Source organism: Pseudomonas sp. 18.1.10 (assembly GCF_024655625.1).
GTDB lineage: Bacteria > Pseudomonadota > Gammaproteobacteria > Pseudomonadales > Pseudomonadaceae > Aquipseudomonas.
Genome location: NZ_JANLGL010000269.1, coordinates 1 through 6,621, shown reverse-complemented (window position 1 = coordinate 6,621; position 6,621 = coordinate 1). Strand labels below are relative to the sequence as shown.

General features: G+C 64.4%; 4 protein-coding genes. 3 read left to right on the top strand and 1 reads right to left on the bottom strand.

Annotation, left to right across the window (positions count from 1 at the left end; all coding sequences use genetic code 11):
- Positions 1–77: 77 nt before the first annotated feature.
- The gene (locus NUV89_RS26540) at positions 78–1,238 is read right to left on the bottom strand and encodes an AAA family ATPase (protein WP_257783652.1); all 1,161 of its coding nucleotides are present in this window, start codon (positions 1,236–1,238) and stop codon (positions 78–80) included.
- 121 nt (positions 1,239–1,359) lie between these two features.
- Here NUV89_RS26540 and NUV89_RS26535 point away from each other — a divergent pair, with 121 nt between their 5' ends.
- The 3 genes from NUV89_RS26535 to NUV89_RS26525 are packed head-to-tail and all read left to right on the top strand — an operon-like array spanning position 1,360 to position 6,571.
- Entirely contained in the window at positions 1,360–2,442 is a 1,083-nt protein-coding gene (locus NUV89_RS26535; protein WP_257783651.1) for an efflux RND transporter periplasmic adaptor subunit, read from the top strand.
- A complete protein-coding gene (locus NUV89_RS26530) occupies positions 2,439–3,509 on the top strand; it encodes an efflux RND transporter periplasmic adaptor subunit (protein ID WP_257783650.1) in 1,071 nt (356 codons plus the stop codon). The genes NUV89_RS26535 and NUV89_RS26530 overlap by 4 nt, the downstream gene beginning before the upstream one ends.
- Entirely contained in the window at positions 3,506–6,571 is a 3,066-nt protein-coding gene (locus tag NUV89_RS26525; protein WP_257783649.1) for an efflux RND transporter permease subunit, read from the top strand. Before NUV89_RS26530 ends, NUV89_RS26525 begins: the two co-directional genes overlap by 4 nt.
- The last annotated feature ends 50 nt before the right edge of the window (positions 6,572–6,621 follow it).

The following is a 6,621-nucleotide window of genomic DNA, read 5'->3' as shown; positions in this document are numbered from 1 at the left end:
TTGACCGAGTTCTACCTTTGGAATGCGGGCAAATGTGGGAGCGGGCTTGCTCGCGAAGAGGCCCTCCCAGTCACCACTTACTCCGGCCAATGCCAAGCCGGCGCATCCAGAATCCCCTGCCCAACGATCTGGGTTTCCCCCAACACCTTCTCCAGCACAATCGAATTGCACCCTTCATCCTGCTGCAACGCCGCAATCAACCGGCTGGCATGGGACACCACCCACACCTGGCACTGCCGCGACGCCTGGATAATCAAGCGCGCCAACGCCGGCAACAGGTCCGGGTGCAGGCTGGTTTCCGGCTCGTTCAGCACCATCATGGTCGGCGGCCGTGGCGTCAGCAGCGCCGCGATCAGCAGCAGATAACGCAAGGTGCCGTCGGACAGCTCCGCCGCCGACAGCGGCCGCAGCAAACCTTCCTGGTAAAACTCGATTGCAAAACGCCCGCCCTGCAACGGCTGGATATTCAGGCGTGCGCCGGGAAACGCATCGCTGACCGCGCGCTGCAACGCCTCGGGGTCGCCGATTTCGCGGATGGTCTGCAACGCCGCCGCCAGGTCGCGCCCGTCGTGGTGCAGCACCGGCGTGCGCGTGCCCAGTTGCGGCTGGCGCACGGGGGCGTCGGCGTCGCTGCGAAAGTGATCGTAAAAGCGCCAGCCGCGAATGCTTTCGCGCAGCAACAGCACTTCCGGCGAGCCGCGCAGGCTGCCGACCTGATCGAACAGGCTGTGGTAATTCGGCGTGTGCTGGGCCAGCACATCCCAGGCGCGGCCGTCGCGGGCCCGAACCATTGGCCCGGAGCGTTGCACCAGCAGGCTGGCCGGGCGGTAGAGGTGGCCGGCCCAGATGCATTCTTTTTTCACCTCCGGGTCGAGGGCGAAAAACGACTCGCTGGGTTCGGGCAGGCCCAGGGAAATGGCGTAGCTGAAATCTTCACCGGCAAAGCCCAGGCGCAGGCGCTTGGCGCCTTGGCGCACGGTGGACTCAATCGGCACCTCGCCCTTGTGCATGCGGCGGCTGATGGTTGCCGGCCCGGCCCAGAAGGTCGAATCCAGCCCGCCTTCACGGGCCAGCGCGTTGATGACCCCACCCTGGGCGGTTTCGGCCAGCAGGCGCAAGGCGCGGTACAGGTTCGACTTGCCGCTGCCATTGGGGCCGGTGACCAGGTTCAGCCGGTCCAGGGGCACCACCAATTTGTTGATCGAGCGGTAATTGGCCACCGCGAGGGTCTTGAGCATGTGTGTTCAATCATTGGGGGAACCGCTGGAGTATGGGAGCCTGCATGCAGTTTAGGAACCCTCAACTAAGCTGACAGTCGCATACACATCTGGTTTATCGCATCACGCAAAAGGAGCCTGCATGGGCGGTCGTATTTGCACCTGTATTTTCGGACTTGGCCTACTGACGCTGCTCAGCGGTTGCGGTGAGGAAAAGGCCGAGCCCAAGCAGCATTCCCGGGTCTTTGTGCAGACCGTGCAACCGGCGGACTTCGCCGCGGCGGTCACCCTCACGGGCGATATCCAGGCTCGCGTGCAAACCGACCTGTCCTTTCGCGTGGGTGGCAAGATCATCCAGCGCATGGTCGATGTGGGCGACCGCGTCAGCGCCAGGCAAGTGCTGGCCAAGCTCGATCCCAAGGATTTGCAGACCAATGTCGATTCCGCCCTGGCCCAGGTCGTGGCCGAACAGGCGCGGGTCAAACAAACGGCGGCGGCCTTTGTGCGCCAGGAAAAACTCCTGCCCAAGGGCTACACCAGCCGCAGCGAATACGACGCCGCTCAGGCTGCACTGCGCAGCAGCCAAAGCGCCCTGGCCGCCGCCCAAGCGCAGTTGGCCAACGCCCGCGAGCAACTTGGCTACACCGCGCTGATCGCCGAAGCCCCCGGCGTGATTACCGCGCGCCAGGCCGAAGTCGGCCAGGTGGTGCAGGCCACCGTGCCGATCTTCAGCCTGGCCCGCGACGGCGAGCGCGATGCCGTGTTCAACGTCTACGAATCGCTGCTGGTGGAGCCGCCGCCCGACGCGCCGATTACCGTGAGCCTGCTGGATAACCCCAGCATCAAGGCCCAAGGCAAGGTCCGCGAAGTCACGCCGGCCGTGGCCGCCAACACCGGCACCGTGCAGGTGAAGATTGCCCTGGAGGCGCTGCCCAAGGGCATGCAGCTGGGCTCGGTGGTCAGCGCCACCGCCAATGGCCCGGCCAAGCCAAGCATCGAGCTGCCGTGGTCGGCCCTGACCAAAGACCTCAACGCGCCCGCCGTGTGGTTGATCGACGGCGACGGCAAGGCGCAGCTGCACAAGGTCAGCGTGGCGCGTTACCTCACCGGCAAAGTCATCATCAGCGAGGGCCTCAAGGGCGGCGAAAAGGTCGTGGTGGCCGGCGGGCAATTGCTCCACCCCGGGATGCTGGTCGAGATTGCCCAACCAGGAGCCCAGCCATGAAGCGCTTGACGGTTTTGCTCACCGCCAGCCTGTTGCTGGCGGCGTGCTCCAAGGAAGAGGCGCCGCCCGAACAAGTGCGCCCGGTGTTGTCGATGGAAGTGAAAGCCGAAGACCAGGCCAACCTCGGCCGCTTCGCCGGCACGATCCAGGCGCGTTATGAAAGCAACCTGGGCTTCCGCGTGCCCGGGCGCATCGCCCGGCGTGCCGTGGATGTGGGCGCTGAAGTCGGGCAGGGCGCCTTGCTCGCCGTGCTTGACCCCACCGACCAGCAAAACCAACTGCGCGCGGCCCAGGGCGACCTGGCCAAGGTCCAGGCGCAATTCATCAACGCCCAGGCCAACGCGCGCCGCCAGCAGGAACTGTTCAACCGTGGCGTCGGCGCCCAGGCCCAATTGGATGTGGCCCAGACCGACCTGAAAACCACCCAGGCCTCCCTCGACCAGGCCCAGGCGGCGGTCAACCAGGCCAAGGACCAGCTCAACTACGCCGAACTGCGCACCGACCACGCCGGCATCGTCACTGCCTGGAATGCCGAAGCCGGCCAGGTGGTCAGCGCCGGCCAGCAAGTGGTGACCCTGGCCCGTCCGGACATCAAGGAAGCGGTGATCGACCTGCCGGCCGGCCTCGCCGAACGGCTGCCGCCCGACGTGGTGTTCCTGGTCGCCGGGCAACTCGACCCGAGCGTGCACACCACCGCCATCGTGCGCGAGATCGAACCCCAGGCGCAAAGCGCCACGCGCACCCGGCGTGCGCGCCTGACCCTGGCCGAGACGCCGCCCGCCTTCCGCCTGGGCACGGCGATCAGCGTGACCCTGAGCACCGCCATCGCGCCGCGCATCGAAGTGCCGCTGAGCGCGTTGCAGGAGGTGGAGGGCAAGACCCGCATCTGGCTGCTCGACACCCAAAGCCGCACCGTGCAACCGCGTGACATCAGCGTCATCAGCCGAGACGCCGGCAGCGCCGTGCTCAACGCTGGCGTCAAACCCGGCGAACGCATCGTCACCGCCGGCGTGAACAGCCTGAAACCCGGGCAGACAGTCAAAATCGACGAGGACAGCCCGCGATGAAAGGCAGCTTCAACTTATCCGACTGGGCCCTCAAGCATCAGTCCTTCGTCTGGTACCTGATGTTCGTCGCGCTGCTGATGGGCGTGTTTTCCTACATGAACCTGGGCCGCGAGGAAGACCCATCCTTCACCATCAAGACCATGGTGATCCAGACCCGCTGGCCCGGCGCGACCCAGGAAGAAACCCTCAAGCAGGTCACCGACCGCATCGAGAAAAAACTCGAAGAACTGGACTCCCTCGACTACGTGAAAAGCTACACCCGGCCCGGTGAGTCCACGGTGTTCGTGTTCTTGAAGGACACCACCAGCGCCAAGGACATCCCTCACATCTGGTACCTGGTGCACAAGAAGATCGACGACATTCGCGGCAGCTTCCCCCAAGGGTTGCAGGGGCCGTCGTTCAACGACGAGTTCGGTGATGTGTTCGGCTCGGTGTACGCGTTTACCGGCGACGGCTTGTCGATGCGCCAGTTGCGCGATTACGTGGAGCAGGTGCGCGCCGAGATCCGTTCGGTGCCGGGGCTGGGCAAGGTCGAGATGATCGGCCAGCAGGACGAAGTGATTTACCTGAACTTCTCCACACGCAAACTGGCCGCGCTGGGCATCGATCAGCGCCAGGTCGTGCAAAGCCTGCAATCGCAGAACGCAGTGACGCCTGCCGGGGTGATCGAGGCCGGGCCGGAGCGGATTTCCGTGCGCACCTCCGGGCAGTTCGCCTCGGAAAAAGACCTGGCCGACGTCAACCTGCGGCTCAATGACCGTTTTTATCGGCTGGCGGACATCGCCGAGATCAGCCGTGGCTACGTCGACCCGGCGCGGCCGCTGTTCCGTTTCAACGGCACGCCGGCGATTGGCCTGGCGATTGCCATGCAGAAGGGCGGCAATATCCAGGCATTCGGCAAGGCCCTGCATGAACGCATGGACGAGCTGACCGCCGACCTGCCGGTGGGCGTTGGCGTGCACAAGGTGTCCGACCAGGCGGAAGTGGTGGAGGAGGCCGTCGGCGGCTTTACCAGTGCGCTGTTCGAAGCGGTAATCATCGTGCTGGTGGTGAGTTTTATCAGCCTCGGTATGCGTGCCGGGCTGGTGGTGGCGTGCTCGATTCCACTGGTGCTGGCGCTGGTGTTTGTGTTCATGGAATACAGCGGCATCACCATGCAGCGCGTGTCGCTGGGCGCGCTAATCATCGCCCTCGGCCTGTTGGTGGACGACGCGATGATTACCGTGGAGATGATGATTACGCGCCTGGAAAAAGGCGAAACCAAGGAACAGGCGGCGACCTACGCCTATACGTCCACGGCGTTCCCGATGCTCACCGGCACGCTGGTGACGGTGGCCGGCTTCGTGCCGATTGGCCTCAACGCCAGCTCGGCGGGCGAGTACACCTTCACCCTGTTTGCGGTGATCGCCGTGGCGATGCTGGTGTCGTGGGTGGTGGCCGTGCTGTTTGCGCCAGTGATTGGCGTGCATATCCTCAGCGCCAAGGTCAAACCCCACGATGCCGAGCCTGGGCGCATCGGTCGCGCGTTCAACGGCGGCATGCTCTGGGCCATGCGCAACCGCTGGTGGGCCATCGGCATTACCGTGGCGTTGTTTGTGGCGTCGGTGTTTTCCATGCAGTTCGTGCAGAACCAGTTCTTCCCGTCGTCCGACCGCCCGGAAATCCTGGTGGACCTGAACCTGCCGCAAAACGCCTCGATCAACGAGACGCGCAAGGCCGTGGACCGCCTTGAAGCGATCATCAAGGACGACCCGGACATCGCCCGTTGGAGCACTTATATCGGCCAGGGCGCGATCCGTTTCTACCTGCCGCTGGACCAGCAACTGGAAAACCCCTACTACGCGCAGCTGGTGATCGTCAGCAAAGGCCTGGAAGAGCGCAGCGCGTTGATCCAGCGCCTGCAAAAGCGCCTGCGTGATGACTTCGTCGGCATCGGCAGCTATGTGCAGCCGCTGGAAATGGGCCCGCCGGTGGGGCGGCCGATCCAGTACCGGGTGTCTGGCAAGGACATCGACCAGGTGCGCAAACATGCGATCGAACTGGCCACGCTGCTCGACCAGAACACCCACCTGGGCGAGATCATCTACGACTGGAACGAGCCCGGCAAAGTGCTGCGGGTGGACATCGCCCAGGACAAGGCGCGGCAACTGGGGCTGTCGTCGGAAGACGTCGCGCAGTTGATGAACAGCGTGGTCAGCGGCGCCTCGGTGACCCAGGTGCATGACGATATCTACCTGATTAACGTGGTCGGCCGCGCCGAAGACGCCGAGCGCGGCACGCCGGAAACCTTGCAGAACTTGCAGATCGTCACGCCCAACGGCACGTCGATTCCGCTGCTGGCGTTTGCCACGGTGCGTTATGAGCTGGAGCAGCCGCTGGTATGGCGTCGCGACCGCAAGCCGACCATCACCATCAAGGCGTCGGTGCGCGATGAGATGCAGCCGACGGACCTGGTGAAACAGCTGGCGCCGACCATCGACAAATTCAACGCCGGTTTGCCGGTGGGTTACAAGGTCGCCACGGGCGGCACCGTGGAAGAAAGCGGCAAGGCCCAGGGCCCGATTGCCAGTGTGGTGCCGTTGATGTTGTTCCTCATGGCGACATTCTTGATGATCCAGCTGCACAGCGTGCAGAAGATGTTCCTGGTGGCCAGCGTCGCGCCGCTGGGGCTGATCGGCGTGGTCCTGGCGCTGATCCCCACGGGCACGCCCATGGGCTTTGTGGCGATCCTCGGCATCCTCGCGCTGATCGGCATCATCATCCGCAACTCGGTGATCCTGGTGACGCAGATCGACGAGTACGAAGTGGCCGGTTATTCGCCGTGGGACGCGGTGGTGCAAGCTACCGAGCACCGCCGTCGACCGATCCTGCTGACGGCGGCGGCGGCGAGCCTGGGCATGATCCCCATCGCCCGCGAAGTGTTCTGGGGGCCAATGGCGTACGCGATGATTGGCGGGATCATCATTGCCACGTTGTTGACGTTGCTGTTCCTGCCGGCGCTGTATGTGGCCTGGTACAAGATCCGCGAACCTAAACCAGACCAACAGGAAAAACGCGGTTAAAAATGTGGGAGCGGGCTTGTGTGGGAGCGGGCTTGCTCGCGAATGCGGTG